The organism is Arthrobacter sp. P1_B11, from assembly GCF_056406715.1.
On record NZ_JBFTZQ010000027.1, the window covers coordinates 17,107 to 33,812 of the forward strand.

The 16,706-nt window shown below is 64.1% G+C and carries 15 protein-coding genes; 9 read left to right on the forward strand and 6 right to left on the reverse strand.

Annotation, left to right across the window (positions count from 1 at the left end; genetic code table 11):
* Positions 1–224 precede the first annotated feature (224 nt).
* The 6 genes from AC1D14_RS18030 (at position 225) to AC1D14_RS18055 (ending at position 5,515) form a co-directional block, all read left to right on the forward strand.
* Positions 225–1,391, forward strand: a complete 1,167-nt coding sequence (locus AC1D14_RS18030; protein WP_476881870.1) for a mandelate racemase/muconate lactonizing enzyme family protein — start codon at positions 225–227, stop codon at positions 1,389–1,391.
* Between the two features lie 92 nt (positions 1,392–1,483).
* The gene (locus AC1D14_RS18035; protein WP_476968913.1) at positions 1,484–2,857 is read left to right on the forward strand and encodes a cation:dicarboxylate symporter family transporter; all 1,374 of its coding nucleotides are present in this window, start codon (positions 1,484–1,486) and stop codon (positions 2,855–2,857) included.
* Between the two features lie 116 nt (positions 2,858–2,973).
* Positions 2,974–3,918 carry a phosphoglycerate dehydrogenase gene (locus AC1D14_RS18040; RefSeq protein ID WP_476968914.1) on the forward strand — a complete coding sequence of 315 codons (945 nt, stop codon included), beginning with the start codon at positions 2,974–2,976 and terminating at the stop codon, positions 3,916–3,918.
* Positions 3,919–3,952: 34 nt separating this feature from the next.
* Positions 3,953–4,648: an isocitrate/isopropylmalate family dehydrogenase gene (locus tag AC1D14_RS18045; RefSeq protein ID WP_476968915.1), complete on the forward strand. Its 696-nt coding sequence runs from the start codon at positions 3,953–3,955 to the stop codon at positions 4,646–4,648.
* A gap of 464 nt (positions 4,649–5,112) precedes the next feature.
* Positions 5,113–5,325 (forward strand): ketopantoate reductase family protein, encoded by a 213-nt coding sequence (locus tag AC1D14_RS18050; RefSeq protein ID WP_230118247.1) that lies wholly within the window; start codon positions 5,113–5,115, stop codon positions 5,323–5,325.
* Between the two features lie 49 nt (positions 5,326–5,374).
* Positions 5,375–5,515 carry a ketopantoate reductase C-terminal domain-containing protein gene (locus tag AC1D14_RS18055; protein ID WP_476881875.1) on the forward strand — a complete coding sequence of 47 codons (141 nt, stop codon included), beginning with the start codon at positions 5,375–5,377 and terminating at the stop codon, positions 5,513–5,515.
* A 75-nt stretch (positions 5,516–5,590) separates the two neighbouring features.
* On the opposite strand, the gene AC1D14_RS18060 is transcribed toward AC1D14_RS18055, so the two are convergent.
* The 4 genes from AC1D14_RS18060 to AC1D14_RS18075 all read right to left on the reverse strand — a co-directional run bounded on the left by AC1D14_RS18060 (position 5,591) and on the right by AC1D14_RS18075 (position 9,102).
* Positions 5,591–6,289, reverse strand: coding sequence for a maleylpyruvate isomerase family mycothiol-dependent enzyme (locus AC1D14_RS18060; protein WP_476968916.1), 699 nt, complete (start codon positions 6,287–6,289; stop codon positions 5,591–5,593).
* 166 nt (positions 6,290–6,455) lie between these two features.
* The gene (locus tag AC1D14_RS18065; RefSeq protein WP_476968917.1) at positions 6,456–7,931 is read right to left on the reverse strand and encodes an aldehyde dehydrogenase family protein; all 1,476 of its coding nucleotides are present in this window, start codon (positions 7,929–7,931) and stop codon (positions 6,456–6,458) included.
* A gap of 71 nt (positions 7,932–8,002) precedes the next feature.
* Positions 8,003–8,380, reverse strand: a complete 378-nt coding sequence (locus tag AC1D14_RS18070) for a zinc-binding dehydrogenase (RefSeq protein ID WP_476968918.1) — start codon at positions 8,378–8,380, stop codon at positions 8,003–8,005.
* A complete protein-coding gene (locus tag AC1D14_RS18075) occupies positions 8,365–9,102 on the reverse strand; it encodes an alcohol dehydrogenase catalytic domain-containing protein (protein WP_476968919.1) in 738 nt (245 codons plus the stop codon). Before AC1D14_RS18075 ends, AC1D14_RS18070 begins: the two co-directional genes overlap by 16 nt.
* A gap of 200 nt (positions 9,103–9,302) precedes the next feature.
* Here AC1D14_RS18075 and AC1D14_RS18080 point away from each other — a divergent pair, with 200 nt between their 5' ends.
* The 3 genes from AC1D14_RS18080 (at position 9,303) to AC1D14_RS18090 (ending at position 12,939) form a co-directional block, all read left to right on the forward strand.
* The gene (locus AC1D14_RS18080; protein ID WP_476968920.1) at positions 9,303–9,782 is read left to right on the forward strand and encodes an AraC-like ligand-binding domain-containing protein; all 480 of its coding nucleotides are present in this window, start codon (positions 9,303–9,305) and stop codon (positions 9,780–9,782) included.
* A 638-nt stretch (positions 9,783–10,420) separates the two neighbouring features.
* Positions 10,421–11,815, forward strand: a complete 1,395-nt coding sequence (locus AC1D14_RS18085; RefSeq protein WP_230118253.1) for an MFS transporter — start codon at positions 10,421–10,423, stop codon at positions 11,813–11,815.
* A 212-nt stretch (positions 11,816–12,027) separates the two neighbouring features.
* A complete protein-coding gene (locus tag AC1D14_RS18090; RefSeq protein ID WP_230118254.1) occupies positions 12,028–12,939 on the forward strand; it encodes a LysR substrate-binding domain-containing protein in 912 nt (303 codons plus the stop codon).
* A gap of 49 nt (positions 12,940–12,988) precedes the next feature.
* Here AC1D14_RS18090 and AC1D14_RS18095 read toward each other — a convergent pair whose 3' ends face one another.
* Both AC1D14_RS18095 and benD read right to left on the reverse strand, forming a co-directional pair.
* The gene (locus tag AC1D14_RS18095) at positions 12,989–15,928 is read right to left on the reverse strand and encodes an AAA family ATPase (protein WP_476968921.1); all 2,940 of its coding nucleotides are present in this window, start codon (positions 15,926–15,928) and stop codon (positions 12,989–12,991) included.
* Positions 15,882–16,706 (reverse strand): benzoate diol dehydrogenase BenD, encoded by an 825-nt coding sequence (gene benD / locus AC1D14_RS18100; protein ID WP_230118256.1) that lies wholly within the window; start codon positions 16,704–16,706, stop codon positions 15,882–15,884. Before benD ends, AC1D14_RS18095 begins: the two co-directional genes overlap by 47 nt.

The following is a 16,706-nucleotide window of genomic DNA, read 5'->3' on the forward strand; positions in this document are numbered from 1 at the left end:
ATCTCTTACCGAGGTGCGCCCCCGCTGCTCTCAGTGTAGAGCGTTGGAAACATCTTATAAGAATATTCACGAAAGGCTTGTGCTCCTCGTCACCCCGGGCTAGTCTTGAGCCCAAGGTCTTATAAGATATTTGTTCCGAGGGCTTATGCTCCCATCACTACCAGGCCCAGCTTTAGATCAAGTCTTATAAGAAATAAGATACTCAGTCAGGAGAGAGTTCAAAGATGAAAATCGTTTCCGCCCACGTAGGCACCATCCCCATCAGTTCCTCGATCCGGAACGCCTTCATTGACTTCACCAAGATGGACTGCACGATCATCGCGCTCGTCTCCGATGTGTTCGTCGACGGAAAGCCTCTGGTGGGCTATGGTTTCAACTCCAACGGCCGCTACAACGCCACGGGAATCCTGAAAGACCGCATTCTGCCGCGCATCATGGATGCCCCTTCCGAGGATCTTCTCGATGAGGACGGCCAGCTCTCCCCGGAGAAGGCGTGGGACCTGATGATGTCCAACGAGAAGCCCGGCGGCCACGGCGAACGCTCGGTCGCCGTCGGCGTCGCCGACATGGCACTGCACGACCTCGCAGCGAAGATCGCCGGCGTCCCGCTGTACCGGTGGATCTCGGATCACTACGGTGATGGCAACCCGGACAAGGACGTCTTCGTCTACGCCGCCGGCGGCTACTACGCCCCCGGCAAGAGCCTCGAAGACCTGCAGAACGAAATGCGCGGCTTCCTCGCCAAGGGGTACAACGTGGTCAAAATGAAGATCGGCGGCGCCGACCTCGCCGAAGACCTGCGCCGCATCGAAGCCGTGATCGAGGTCCTCGACGGCGACGCTTCCCGCCTGATGGTGGACGTCAACGGCAAGTTCGACCTCGAGACGGCACTGGCGTACGGCAAGGCCATCGACCAGTACGGGCTGTTCTGGTACGAGGAAGTCGGCGACCCGCTGGACTACGCCCTGAACGCCACCCTTTCCGAGCACTACAAAAACCCGATCGCAACCGGAGAGAACCTGTTTTCCCTCCAGGACGCACGGAACCTGGTCCGCTACGGCGGGATGCGCCCGGACCGCGACTTCATCCAGGTCGACCCGGCCCTGAGCTACGGCCTGACCGAATACCGCCGGATCCAGGACATGCTGGCCCAGCACGGCTGGTCCTCACGCCGCTGCATCCCCCACGGCGGACACCAGTTCTCCCTGCACATCGCCGCAGCACTCAAGCTCGGCGGAAACGAGTCCTACCCGGGCGAGTTCCAGCCCACCGGCGGCTTCACTGACGACGCTGTCATCGTCAACAGCCGCGTGGCCCCGGGCGATCTGCCCGGCGTCGGGCTTGAAGGCAAGGCCGAGTTCTACAAGGTCCTGCGCGCACTGCACAACTAACCCCTCTGGTAGTGCCCGGTCCCGGGCAGGGTCACTGCCCGGGACCGCACCTCCCCATTTTTCTCTGTCTGTCGTGCAAAGGAGCACCCAAGATGTCGTCCCACACCATGCAGTACCCGCAACATTCCGCACCGCCCAAGCAGCGATCCCGGTTCGGCCGGCTGATCCGCGAACTCTGGTTCCAAGTTGTCCTGGGCGCCGTCCTGGGCGTCGCCGTCGGGCTGCTTCTGCCGTCCGTCGGTAAACAGCTCACCCCGCTCAGCGACTGGTTCATCGCGCTGGTGAAGATGATCGTAATCCCTGTGGTGTTCTGCGTCGTGTCCCTGGGCATCGCCTCGATGGACAGCCTGCGCAAAGCAGGCCGCATCGGCGTTAAGGCATTGGGCTACTTCATCGCCCTGTCACTGGTGTCGATGCTGATCGGCCTGGTCGTCGCCAACGTGTTCCACCCCGGCGCAGGCATGAACATCGATCCGTCCAAACTGGACGCCAGCAAGGTGCCGGAGGCCGCCAGCAAAGGCTTCGACGGCCTCGAATTCGTCAGCAACATCATCCCGGATTCCCTGTTCGGGGCCCTGACCGGCCACACCATCATCGCCGCGCTCATGGTCTCCATCGTGTTCGGTGCCGCCCTGAACGTCTCCGGAGAATCCGGCGCCTTCCTCACCAAGGGCATCCAGGCCCTGTCCACGGTCATCTTCAAGATCGTCAGCTGGGTCATGCGCCTTGCCCCCATCGGCACGTTCGGGGCACTTGCGGCCGTGGTGGCCAACTACGGCACCCAGAGCCTGCAGCAACTCGGATACCTTGTCCTGCTGTTCACCGCAACCTGCATCGTCTACGTCGTCGTGGTCCTGGGCACCATCGCCCGGGCCTGCGGACTGAACATCTTTACAGTGATGCGCTACCTCAAGGCCGAACTGCTGATCGCCCTCAGCACCTGCTCCAGCGAAGCGGTCCTCCCCCAGCTGATCAAGAAGCTCGAAAACATGGGCGTCGGCAAATCCACCGTCGGCATCGTGATCCCGTCCGGATTCTCCTTCAACCTGGACGGATCCGCCGTCTACCTGACCATGGCCTCGGTGTTCCTGGCCCAGGCCGTCGGCATGGACCTCTCCTGGGAACAGCAGCTGGTCATGGTCGGCGTCATGATGCTCACCAGCAAAGGCACCGCGGGTATCGCCGGCGGCGCTTTCATCGTCCTGGCCAGCACACTCAGCTCCGTCGGCGGCATCCCGCTGGCCGCCCTCGCCCTCATCGTCGGCATCGACCGGCTCCTGAACGAAGGCCGCGTGTTCATCAACGTCCTCGGAAACGCAATGGCAGCAGTCGTCGTCGGCAAATGGGAAAAGGACTTCGACCCCGAACAAGCCCGCAAAGCCCTCCACGCCTCAGGCCAGAAAAAGAACGCCATCGAGTCAAACGCACCGACCGCAATTGAAGCGGAAAAGATCGAGGTCCACTAACACAGCACCCCTCAGGGCCGCCGTGCACTCCGCGGCGGCCCTGCCCGCGTGAACCGTAGGCCAACGGCCGCTTTCACAACGCATCCCCAGCCATCAAATTAGGAACGTACCGCACCATGGCTCGCATTCTGATCACCACCGACTACCTCCACCCGGGAGATGCCGTTGACCAGCTCCTGCGCGAACGCGGGCTGGAACCGGTCTACTCGCCATCCCGGGGGCCGCGGACCCTGGAGGAACGCCGCTCGTTGTTCGAGGGCATCTCCGGCGCGATCCTCGCCAGCGAACCGGTCACCGCCGACATGCTCACCGGTGCCGCCTCCCTTCAAGTCATCGCGCGCAGCGGAGTGGGGTACGACTCCATCGACATCCAGGCCGCGGCCGCACACGGGATCAGGGTCTGCAACGCCCCCGGAACAAACCACCACTCGGTCGCCGAACTGACCATCGGACTGATCATCATGGCCGCACGCCGCCTCCTGGAGGTCACCACCGCCGTCCGCCAAGGGCACTGGCCCCGGGAAGCCGGCCATGAACTGCGCGGTTCCACCCTGGGCATCATCGGCTACGGCCCCGGCGGACGAGCCACGGCAAACCTGGGTGTCGCCCTCGGCATGACCGTCCTGGTCAGCACAGCCCACCCGGACCGCGACAACACCGCTGTCCAGTTCACGGACCTCGACACCGTCCTCCGCGACGCWGACTACCTCTCCCTGCACACCCGCGCAGGCCAGAGCACCGGCAAACTCATCGATGGGCCCCGGCTGCAAGCGATGAAACCCACCGCCGTCCTCATCAACACCGCCCGCGGCTCACTCGTGGATGAAGGGGCCCTGGCCAAGGCACTTTMCGACGGCACCCTCGCCGGYGCCGCGCTGGACGTGCTCGAGAGCGAACCCCTGMMCGGCGACAGYCCCCTYCGGGGCCTGRACAACGTGCTCATCACCTCCCACCTCGCCGGACAAACGATCGAGGCACGGACACGGGCGGGGCTGGCAGCCGCGCACGCCGTCATCGACGTCCTCGAAAACCGCGAACCGGCACACCCCGTCGACCGCTAGCCCCGAGTACCACCAACGACGAAGAAGGATCCTGATGTCGAAACCCCACCGCATCGCAGTCATTCCCGGCGACGGAATCGGCACCGAAGTCGTGCCCGAAGGGCTGCGCGTCCTGGACGCCGCAGCCGCAGCCTTCGACCTGAACCTCACCTACGAGCACTTCGACTACGCCTCGGCTGACTACTACACCCGGCACGGGAAAATGCTGCCCGACGGATGGTTCGAGGAACTGAACCAGTTCGACTCCATCTTTTTCGGCGCCGTCGGGTGGCCCGACGTCGTCCCCGACCACGTCTCACTGTGGGGCAGCCTCCTGCAGTTCCGCCGCCACTTCGACCAGTACGTCAGCCTCCGCCCGGTCAAACTCCTACCCGGCGTGCCCAGCCCCCTGACCGGCAGCGTCCCGGGTGATGTCGACTTCTACGTCGTACGCGAAAACACCGAGGGCGAGTACTCCAGCATCGGCGGGAAGATCTTCGAAGGCACCGACCGCGAAACCGTCATCCAGGAAACCGTCATGACCCGCACCGGCGTGGACCGGATCCTCAAATACACGATGACCTGGTCCGGGCCGGCCTTGATGCCCTCGAGCTTCATCAATTCGGAAATGTGGGCACGCAGCTCGGGGATGCCGTCGCTGGCACCGTACTGGAATGAGCGTTCCCCGCTTTCGAGCAGGATCCGCTGGGCGTCTGCAGCGATCCGGTCGAACGGGAGGGCACCGAGGTAAGGTGCACCATTAGCGAACGAGATCATGCCCGGCCGCTGGGCGGCCCTGAACACTTTGCGGACTTCCGAGGGGCGCGCGGCGAGGGTGCGCTGCGCTAGGTGCTGCTGCCGGACGGGGACGCTGACGTCCCCGGGAATGCTGGCAGGGCCTGGAGATGTTTCCACTGATACGGACACGGGATACCTTTCAATCGCGAGTATCCTCCCAGTGTCGCGTTGGCCCGCGAATGCTGTCTAAGACCAAAGTCCGCGGGTTAGCATACCTGGACGGCATGATGCGCTTGAAGCGGCGTGGGCCAGAGCCCAATAGGCGACGGCTGTTCGGTGCAGCTCAAACGGACGATGGCGGGAGGTCCCGCCGTCGTATTGGCCACCGTTGGGCATTACGAGCGGCAGATCACGAGGTCTTTGCGTGTGATTCGGCCGGTTTGCTCGCGTGCGTCGGCAGACTTAGGTGGGCGGAGGATGAGCAATGCCTCCCCCGAAGAAGCCATCCAGGAACCCAACTGGGAGTGGCTTGCCTTCAACGCCGCCCTGAACACCCTAAGCGCCGCGACCGGACAAACAGTAGGCCAATTTGGAGCAAGCGCCCCGGCCCGCGAACTCGTGGCCCGCGTCGTCGACGAGACAATTGCCGTGGCACAAACCCAAAGCGTCAACCTATCTGCGGCGAGTTGATGCGGCCCTGGAAAATGCCTACGCGTACGCCGGTGAGCACAAGGCCTCAATGCTCCAGGATCGGGAGGCGCGGCGCCGCACGGAGGCTGACTTCATTGGCGGGGCAATTGTTCGTCTTGGCGAGCATTCAGGCGTTTCTGTTCCCGTGCTCGACCCACTGACCCCACTCGCGGCCGCGCCGATCCGGTAGCAGAATCTTCGGACCGCTGTCGGCGGTTGAACCCAACCGGAAACGAGCTGAAGACGGGCCCGCAGGATACGGGTCTTACCAGGACGGCAGTATGGGCAGCGGGCCGTCAGCCTCGACATTGTCGGTCACACCGCGGGCCAGCCATTGGAGCAATCCCTCGCGGTCGGACATAACGCGCAGGGCACCGTCGCCGATCACCCACTCGTCGCGTTCCTCCGTCACGAGCGTCATCCCCGGCGCCCCCTTGGCGCGCATGGTGCGCACGGCGGCTTCCAGGGCGTTGAGCACAGAGTCCGGGTCCGCTTCCTCTATGGTCCATGCGGTGTCGAGGTCGTGGTGGTGCACCACGATCTCGGCGATCCGCAACGCCACAATGGACGTCGCAGGAATCTGCTTACCGTGCAAGTGCACTTCCTCCGCGGCGATCTCCCCGCCGAGCCGGAGGGCCTCTGCGGCGAAATAGGCGGAGGACTGGCGGAGTTTGCCCAGCAGTTCCCGGCGCGGCAGGGCGGCCAGCTCGGCTATCTCCCGGGCGCGAGCCTCCTGCGAGGCATACAGTTGCTGCTCTTCGCCGGACGTTGCCCAGTCGATGAGCTTGACTAAGGCCTGGCCGTTCGAAGCGATGTGGGCGATGACATCCGCCCGGGTCCAACCCGTGCACAAGGATGGGGTGGCCATTTCGACGTCGGACAGCGACTCTACGGTGGCCATGAACATATCGGTCTCCCGGCCCAGGCGGGACAGGTCCGAGTGCAGGCGTGCGGGATTGATCATAAATTCACCTTATCCATTGGCCCGGACGCCGGCTGGCAATCCGGGCCAATGATTCATATTGAAATCGTACCGATCCATACCGTTTGTGATGGCTGTAAGCGGCACGATGGAAACGGAAGTGCCCCGTCAATGCACGCTTATCCGTGCATCGGCGGGGCACCCGGCATTAGAGTCGCCTGACTCCAACCGTGTGGTCGGTGGTGAATTCAGCAATAGCCCAGTCTCCGTTGAACCGGCCCAACCCGGAGTTGCCCTCGCCACCGAAAGGGACGTGCGATTCGTCATGGACGGGCATCTCATTGATATGCGTCATGCCGGCCTTGATGCCCAGGCCGAATTGCACGCCGCGATCGAGGTCCTGGGAGAACACGGAACTGGAAAGTCCGAACTCTGTGGCATTGGCCAATTCCAGTGCGTGGGCTTCGTTGTTGGCCTTGATGATGCCCACCAACGGTCCAAAGATCTCCTCGCGGGCAATCTCCATGTCGGGACGGACGTCGGCGAACACGTGCGGCGGCACGACCCGGCCTGTGATTTCGCCTTCAAGGACAGCGCGGGCGCCCTCAGCCTTGGCTGTTGCGATTCTCGTTTTCAGCCCTTCAAGCTGGCTGTCGTTAACCACCGGACCCACCAGGGTCTGCGCTGAAGCGGGGTCGCCGAATGGCACTCCAGAGGCCGCCGCGGTGAAACGCTCCACAAATTCATCGTAGAGCGGGGCCTCAACAATGATCCGGTTGACCACCATGCAGATCTGTCCCTGATGCAGGAACTTGCCCAACACGGCAGCTTCCACTGCAGCATCCAGATTGGCATCCGCCAGGACCACCAGGGACGCGTTACCGCCGAGTTCCAAGGCAACGTGCTTGAGGTGATTACCACCGGCGGCAAGCTTGCCAACATTCTGCCCGATCGGCGTCGACCCCGTGAACGAAATCAAGCCAGGGACGGGATGGGTGACAAAGTCATCGCCGATTTCGGATCCGGCGCCCACCACCACGTTCAGCACTCCCGGCGGCAACCCCGCTTCCTCGAATACCCTCGCGAGGATCAGCCCGCCCGTAACTGGTGTATCACTGGCCGGTTTGATAACCACTGCGTTGCCCAAGGCGAGGGCCGGTGCCACTGAACGCTCGGACAGGTGAAGCGGAAAATTCCACGGGCTGATGACGCCGACCACGCCGATGGGGCGCCGGTAGACCCGCAACTCTTTGCCGGGCGTATTGGACTCGACGATGCGACCGTGGACGCGGGTGGGGAAAGACGACGCCTCCGAGGTAATACCGGCGGCCAGGGACACCTCAACCTGGGCCTTGCCCATGGTGGAGCAGGACTCTTTGATGAGCCAGTCCACAATTTCCTCGCGACGCTCCTCCAGGATCTGCGCTGCCCGGAGAATTACCTGGCGGCGGGCGGCAGGAGGCTGGGCGGCCCACTCCTTTTGCGCCGCTTCGGCAGCCCTATACGCCTCGTCCAGGTCCTGCTTGTTGGCTTGGCGGATGGAAGCCAGCACCGAGTCGTCGAAGGGGTTGGTGACTGTCAAAGTCGTCTCGGACCTGCCCTCACGCCACATCCCGCCGATGAACTGCTGGGTGACGGGCAGGCCGGCAAAAGTCGCCGTGATTTCCAAGGTGGTCGTTGTCATGGTTTTGCTCCTGGGAGGAGTGGAGTGGGTGAAGTGGAATCGTGGCGGCCCTGCATTGGGTCCGCCGGTGGTCAGAAGACCAAGACAGGCCTGATGACTTCGCCGGATTCGGAAGCGTCGAAAGCGTCGTTGATGTCGGCAAACGCAAACGTTTTGGTCAACTTTTCCAGCGGGAACTTTCCTTGCTGCCAGAGTCGGATGAGCTGCGGAATGAAGACCTGTGGCACGGAATCTCCTTCGATAATGGTGCGGAAGTGCCACCCTTTGAGTAACGAAGCACCAACTTCGAAGGACACCTCTGTGCCCGGGGCCGGGGCCCCGACGAGGGCCACCGTTCCACCGGTCCCCAGGATGCCGGCAGCCTGCCGCAAGACGGCGGGAATACCCGTGGTGTCCAGGGCATAGTCGACGCCGCGCCCACCGGTGATCTGCGCTATCTCTGCTGCCACGTCCGTGGAGCGGCTGGTGATAGCGTGAGTGGCACCAGGTCCTTTGCTGTGGCCAGCCGGGACTCGACGATGTCGACCGCAACAATGGTTGTCGCACCCACAGCCGCGGCGGCCATGAGGCCGCGCAGCCAACGGCGCCGGTGCCGAAGACAACAATGCTGGAACCCGGACGTACGTCCAATGAGTTGGTGACCGCACCGGCCCCTGTCTGGAGGCCGCAGCCGAGGGGGCCGAGCAACTCCAGCGGAAGATTCCCGTCTACCTTCACGACGCTGCGGGCAGCAACGTTTACGTGCGTCGCGAACGACGATTGGCCGAAAAAGTGTGAGGAGACTGCTGACTCGCCATCGTTCAAGGCTGTGGAACCGTCGGGACGGGTACCCGCGAAATTGCGGCCGAAGAAGTCGCTGCAGTCGGCGGGCCGTCCGGTCACGCACTGCCCGCATACTCCACAGGAATTGGCGGAAAGAACCACAGAGTCTCCGACGGCGACGGGAGGTCACCAAGGAGCCGACCGCCTCTACTATTCCTGCCCCCTCGTGCCCGAGAACCGCCGGCAAGGGCGTGGGGTAGACCTGGTCGCGGACGATCGCGTCGGTGTGACAGACGCCGGTTGCGACGAGCTTCACCCTGACCTCGTCGGGGCGGGGCTCATCCAGGGAGAGTTGGACGATCTCGAAAGGGGCTTTGGGCGCCGTAGCGAGGGCAGCAGTGACCTTCATTGGAATGGCTCCTCAGCGTAAGTCTTGAATTGGCGGAAGCTGACACGTGCGGCGCACGGTATGGGGTCGACGGCGGTGAGCGGCTTTCGGGGCCAAGGACCCAACGCTGGGCCTTGCAGCCGTCAAGCGTTTGGTTGCCGAGGAGAGTCCGTGCGTCCGGACCGGTGCCTATACTGTGACACGGAGCACAACGCGCGGGGTTGTCCTCCACGTTTGGCGGGCTTGAGGTAGTGGCTCTGGGCAGTTCCGCCGGGCAGGTTTCCGGTGCGCTGGCGGCGAAGGAGCTCGGCCACGTCGGAGTGTATGGAATCTCGGGCACGCCACAGCAACTCGTCCGTTCACCCCGTGCAGTACGCCAGTCGCCGACGGATTTACTCAAGGTGTGCGCGATGCGCCGCGGGCGCTGCATCATCGAACAGTCCGGACGCGAGCTGACGGTCGAACCCGGGGAATTTGGCTTTTACGACACAGCGGTGCCCGACCGGCTCACCTTCCACGGCACATGGCAATGCGAGGTCATGACGCCGCCGTCAACGTCCCTGGGCGCGCCACGTGCGGCCGTTGACGAAGCGCGGTCGCACCCTTGGTCGGCCACAACCGGGGCCGGGACGGTGCTGGCGCAGTTCATCAGTGCCTGCACCTCCATGACTGTGCCCGCATCGGCAGCGAGGAACCACTAGGCCGCGGCCGGTGAAGCACTTCTGGCCAGCGTAGTCCTGCAGGATTATGAGCCCGGCTCCTAGGACATGGCTGAGTTCCTCCGGCATGAAATCGAGTCCTATGTCGATCGAAACCTGCAGGACCCGAACCTGGGCCTGAAGCAGATCGCATCCTCGCACCACGTCTCCGTGCGAACGGTTCAGCGGCTGTTCGTAGGAAGCGGGATGAGGCTGACCGGCCTGGTGCGGCAGAGACGCTTGGAGGCCGTCCGTCGTGACCTTGCGGCTCACCGCACTGCCCATCTCACCATCGCGGAAGGAGCGGCGAGATGGTGCATCCATGACGCTCAGTGGCTCGCCAAGCTTTCAAGTCCGAGTTTGGCATGGCGCCGTCGGAGTTCCGCAAATCCTCCGTGGGGCGTACAAACAGCGAATCTGCGCTGTAGACGCGTTCTTTCGCTGGCAGCAGCACTACTCTTTCCGAAATACGACTAACCATTTCTGATTGATATCTTTAAAGTATGGATCCTACCCCGGCCTAATCCCGGGTATTTGCCGCATATGGCGGGCGTCACACCTCTGGAACACTGGAGCAAAGCCAAGGGACACAGGTTCACCCCACGGCACTCCATCCATGCTCCGTCAGAGAGGACAGGCATATGGCTACGCTCCACGCCGTCATCGCCGAAGACCCGCGCAAAGAGGCGCGCACAGCAAACTGGGTGGCCTTCGTCATCTGCGCAGCACTGTTATTCGATGGCTACGACCTTGTTGTATACGGCACCGTCCTGCCCGGATTGCTTGCCGACTCGAGCCAGATCGGCGCATTCGACGCCGCCGCTGCCGGCCTCTTGGGCTCGTGGGCGCTGGTTGGTGTGCTGGTCGGGTCGCTGGCCTGCGGGGCGGTCGGCGACTTCTTCGGCCGCCGCCGGCTCATGCTCCTGGGCATCGCCTGGTTCTCGGTGGGAATGTTCGTCACGGCGCTGACCACAACCGTGGCGTCCTTCGGCGCTTTGCGTTTCATCACTGGCGTGGGCCTCGGTGTCGTCATCGCCACCGCAGGCGCTACGATGGCAGAGTTCGCGCCAGCCGGCCGGCGACAGTTCTACAACGCGATCGTCTATTCTGGTGTCCCCGCTGGCGGTGTGTTCGCCTCCGTCATGGGCATTCTGCTCCTTAGTAACATTGGTTGGCGCGGACTCTTCATGATCGGCGCCCTCCCCCTCGTCCTGCTCGTGCCCATCGCCTGGTTCAAACTTCCGGAGTCCCCCCGCTGGCTGTTGGCGCGCGGCCGTGAGGAGGAGGCCCTGGCTGCTTCGCAGCGGACCGGCGTTTCGCTCCTTGAAGAACAGGTCATCCGGCAGATCGGCGCAGCCCCGCAGAAGACCGGCTTCGCGGCTGTGTTTTCCAAACAGTTCGCCGTGGCTTCCGTGCTTCTGGCCTTGATGTCCTTCTCCGGCCTGCTGTTGACCTACGGCTTGAACACGTGGCTGCCGAAAATCATGGAGGGATACGGCTACGGGCGAACATACGCCCTGTTCTTCCCCCTGGCGTTGAACCTCGGTGCGGTGGCGGGAGGTTTGCTGCTCTCGCGCTACGCTGACAAGGCCGGTCCCCAGCGGGTTATTGCCAGCACCTTCGTCCTGGCCACTATTTCACTGGTGCTGATGACCTTCGGCTTCCCCCTGCCGATGTTGTTCCTGTGCATCGCCATCGCCGGAGTGGGCACCCTCGGCACCCAGGTGCTGGTTTACGGTTTCCAGTCAAACTACTTCACCACTAACGCGCGGGCAGCCGGTGTGGCCTGGTGTGCCAGTGTGGGCCGCTTGGGCGGCATCCTCGGGCCAATCATTGGCGGCTGGCTGGCGGCGGCGGGAATCGGCGGAGCCACCGCGTTTTACATCTACGGTGGCGTCGCCCTGCTGGGTGCAATCGTCACGGTTCTGGTCCCCCGTCAGCGCAAGCTGGAAGAAGCTGAGCACAGGGCCGAGGCAATCGTTGAGCACTCCGTGGACGAGGACCTCAGCACCGCCACTCCCCCGGCGCGCCTTTGACCCAGCGCATCCGGCCGCTGCCTTGAATGAGCCGGATCTACCGCGAGGGTGCCCAGGCCAGGCCTGGGCACCCGGCCGGACGCCAGTAAGCCGAGCCAAGCCCTGCCATTATGTCTGGATCAGACAAGGGTGGTGGGCTTTATACTTGATTTCTGAATCAATGTGGTTTTGGCGCCTGACCGTAGGCGCCACACGGAGGGACGGCACAACCAATGGAGATCAGGCAGCTCAACTACTTTATTGCCGTTGCCGAGGAGCGCCACTTCGGCCGCGCCGCCAAACGCCTGCATATGGCCCAGCCACCTCTGTCCCAGCAAATCCGGCAGCTGGAAGAGCAACTGGGTGTGCGCCTGCTGAATCGCACCACCCGCCGGGTGGAACTCACGGCCGCCGGGCAGGCGCTGCTGGACCGGGGCCGGCAGATCGTCAATGCGGTCGGAACACTCCGGGCTGACGTGTATCAGGTCGGGCAAGGCGCATCCGGCGTTCTGCGCGTGGGCTTCTCCGGCTCAGCAACCTACGGCGTTATGCCACCGATCGTTCGACTGGCCAAGCAGGTACTTCCTGGGCTGTCGCTGAATCTGCATGGCGAGATGCTCACCCCGGCCATGGAGGCCGGCCTGCGGGATGGCACCTTGGATGCGGCCCTGTTGCGGCCGCCCATCGCCTCCCAGGAGATCGATTACCGCATCGTGACGCGCGAGGCGCTCATCGTGGCGTTGCCGTCCTTTAGCGCCCTGGCTATGGACCGGCCGGTGGCCATGCACGAACTCCAGGATCAGGAATTTATCTCCTACCCGCCGGAGTCGGTGCTTTACCGGACCACCGCAGGTCTTTGCCGCGAGGCAGGTTTCCAGCCACGCATCACCCAAGTCATCAGTGAGACGTCCACGATGCTCTCGTTTGTGGCTGCCGGTAGTGGAGTTGCCATCCTTCCGGCGAGCGTCCGTGCCCTGCAGCTTGAGGGCGTCGTTTACCGCGATATCGAACAAGCCCCCGAGGTGGAGCTGGCCGTGGCGTGGCGGCGTGAGGACCGGTCATCACTGCTCCAAAGCTTCCTGGATGTTGTAGGCACCGCGACCAAAGACCTGCCCAACCGCACTCCCAGCCCTCCAGGATCCTGATACGGGGCGGGGCCGGGCCGGGCCGGTTCGATGCCAGATGGCCCGCGCTTCAGTCCGTGGGGCGGAATCGTGCGGCCAGTTCGCTGCGGGAGCGGATCCCTAACTTCCCATAGATGCGGGTTAGGTGGTACTGCACAGTCTTGTCGGCCAGGAACAGTGCGCGGGCAGCCTCTTTGTTGGTGGCCCCGGTCGCCACGAGTTCCGCCACTGACTGCTCCTGGGCAGTGAGCTGGACCTGCGGTCCTGTCACGGCTGCGAGCACGGCGTCAGATGGGTCGGGCATGTTGCCGACGTCCAGGCCGGTCGCCTTCAGCTCCCGATCGCATCTGTCGACATACGTGGCAGCGCCCAGGGAATCATAGAGATCCCTGGCCACGCGCAGCACTGAGGATGCCAAGCGCCTTTTGCCGGCACGTCGCATGCTTTGCCCGAAGGCAAAGCTCACCCGTGCCCGCAGATATGGCCGGTTGAGCCCTCGCAGATGACCCAGCGCCGTCTCGAAATGCTCCCGGGCGGTGTCTGGATCCCCCTGGGCGGCAACGAGCCGGCCCCGGGCCCACGCCATTCTTGCCAGATCTGACGGCACGGCCCGCTCCCGCGGCACCTGCTCGAAGGCGGTAAGGAAAGCGTCTGCCGTATCCAGCTGGTCGGTCATGACCAGGGCATTGACGTAGGAGTCCTGCCACGGCCAAAACGACACCCTGCTTTCTGTCCAGGGGTCCAGCTCCGTCAGTGGCTGCAGCACGGACAGGGCGCTTTCGTAGTCCGCCCGTGCCTCATGGAAGCGCGCCCGGGCCAGGCTGGCAGGGACCTGCATGGCGCGATAGGTGCCGGGCTGCACCGCCGCCTGGGAGACGTAGTACCGTGCACGGTCCCAGTCCCCGCGCATGGACCAGAGCTCGGCGGCTGTCCAATAAAGTAACGGGCGGATCAGCGGCATCCGAGAGGTCTCCAGCCGGACCGAGGCCCGTGCAACCGTGGCCCCCGCCGCATCCCAGTTGCCGAGTACAAGTTGGGTGCGGGCCAACCACGCCTCTGCCCAGAGGGAGATCCGCAACGAGCCGCCGCGGAACTCAGTCGGGGCAGCGGCTTCGAGATTTACAAGCGCTGTCTCTGCGTCGTCCAGCCGCAGGGCCAGCCATCCGGCTCCCATCTGCACGCGTTGCTTTTGCGCGTTTTCGGAAGCGTGTTCGAAAGCCTGGCGATAGGAGGCCTCGGCTTCAGCCAGCCTGCCTTGGGCGTAAAGTCCCAGCCCATAAATGGCCTCGGATTCGATGTAGGCGGGGGTACCTGCCGTTGTCAGTGACATGGCTTGCTCCGCCCAACGGGTGATGACAGGGCCATCCCAGGAGGCCACCCCGTGCAGGACCAGGCGTTGGGCCACTTGGGCGGCGGCGGTGGGGTCCTGTTGCGGGTTGCTTGTTCGCCAGGCCATTTCCAATTGGGTTTGGGCGCTGTGGTTCTGTCCGGACGCAGTGGAGAGGTAGCCAAGAACGGAGGAACGCAGTGGCGAGGGTGCCATGGCGTCGACGGCGGCGCCCCACATTTGGGCCTGGGCAATGTTGCCGGACCCCACGAGGGCATCTACTGCTCTCAGCTGGCGATCGTTGCCGACCCGGACGTCACCCGAAAGCCGGGACGCGGAAAACAATGCGGTCGAGACATCGTGCCAGGCACCTACGAGGGCCTGTTGCCGGGCGTACTCCTCAAGCTCCGAGGCCAGGGCCTCGTCTGGTCCCGGGGTAGCCGACACCCGGTGACCCAGGCGGTCGCCCTCATTCTGCACCGAGTCCGCAGCCCTGCGGTGCAGGCGCATGCGCTGGCTGGGTGCAATTTGCTCGTAGACGGACTCGGTCATTCCCGTTTCGAAGAATGTCACCAGCGAGTGGGCCTGGTCCACTGAGAGGCCCAGCAGGCCGGCCCGGTGGCCCTCGTCGAGGGCATCCATCACGTGCTCGATCCCGCTGACACGGGCGACCTCAGCCACCCCGGCATTGCGGCCGAGTACGGACGTGGCCTCGGCCACGGCTACCAGGTCGGGGGACGCGGCTTGGAGGAGGCTACGCACTTGGGCCCGCACGCGTGAACTCGGAGGCAAGGACGAAAACCACGTCTGCCAGGTTTCCGGTGGAAGCTCGCCGAGAAGTTCGACAACCGGCTGCGGCCATCCCCCGGTATGCCGCACGATCTCGTGGGCGGCCGTGGCGTTCAGGTCGATGCCAAACCACCGCCGTGCGAGCTCCTGGACCCGCTGCGGTGACAGCGGATCGAGTGGAAGGCGGGAAACCTGATGCCCGCTGAGGAAGGCCAACACGCCGGCTGGCACCAGCCGGGCCTGAGCGGGATCCAGGGTGATCAGGAACAGGACTCTCTTGCTGCGCAGCCGGCGCATGACAAAGACGAGGACGTGCAGAGTTTCTGCGTCCAGATGCTGAACGTCGTCAACGGCAACCACCACGCTCCCGTGCAATTGCAGCCCGTCGAGGTGTGCACCCAGAGTGGACGCATAGTTGGCGGCCTGGACGGGGCTGAGTATGCCGCCCAGCTCCGCGGATCGGTCGTTTCCTCTGCCAGGGTCCTTTGCCAAACGCGGCGGCGGGGTGACCATGAGCTGGGAGTAGCCAGCGAGCGGGAGCTGCGCTTCCCATTCATCGCCCGTGGCGGACAGCACCCGCACGCCACGCGCGGCGCCCCGGCAGTGCTCCAGGAAAAGATCCAACACCGCCGTCTTTCCGGATCCCCGGGGGCCACTGAGCACCACCGTGCGCACGTTGCCTTTACGCACAGTGCGGAGCGTGTCCAGCAACTCCTCGAAGACCTCGGTATGGCCGAGCAGCGCCAGGTCCTCCTCGGGGTTGCCGTGGTGGTGGCCCGGAATCATGCTGGCAAGCTTACTCGACCGCGCGTCGCGGCCACGCCAGCGGGTTTCAGTCACAGCAGGCTCAGCCCAGGTCTCCGCCTGCCACCGGAAGGATGCTGCCAGTGACATACGACGCTTCGTCGGAGGCCAGGAATACGATGGGCGCAGCCTGCTCATCCAGTGTGCCGTACCGCTTCAAAAAGGATGATTCCACGGTCTGGTCCACAATGGCCTGGTACCACGCCATTTCGGTAGCTGACTGGGCTTCCGGTCCGCGCTTGACCTTTCGTGGCGGAGCTTCGGTGCCGCCCGGGGCGGTAGCAACGACGCGGATGCCGCGCCCGGCAACCTCCATGGCCAGGGACTGGGTCAGGGCGTTCACACCGCCCTTCGCTGCGGCGTAGGGGACGCGGTGCATTCCGCGGGTGGCCACTGAGGAGACGTTCACGATGGTGCCGGAGTCCTGGGCGAGCATCGCCGGGAGGACGGCGCGGCAGGACCACAGGGTGGGAAACAGCGAACGGCGGATCTCCCGCTCAATCTTCTCCTCGTCGTATTCTTCGAAAGGGCGGGCCCAAATGGTTCCTCCCACGTTATTGACGAGCACGTCAACCCTTCCGTGAAGGGCCAAGGCGGCGTTCACTGCCTGTTCTGCTCCGGCGAAGCTTTCCAGGTCCGCCGTGACGAAGCTGGCTGACCCGCCGCAGCCAGACTCCTGGGCGGCTTCCTGGATTCCCTTTGCAACGTCCTGCACAATGTCGGCGCGGTCAACCAGGACCACCGAGCCTCCTTCAGCGCCGACCCTCTCCGCGACTTTCTGCCCGATTCCCTGGGCCGCGCCGGTGACCACGGCCACTTTGCCGGCGAAGCGGCCGGGCGTGATGAACTGTCCTGAGTACGCAGCCAC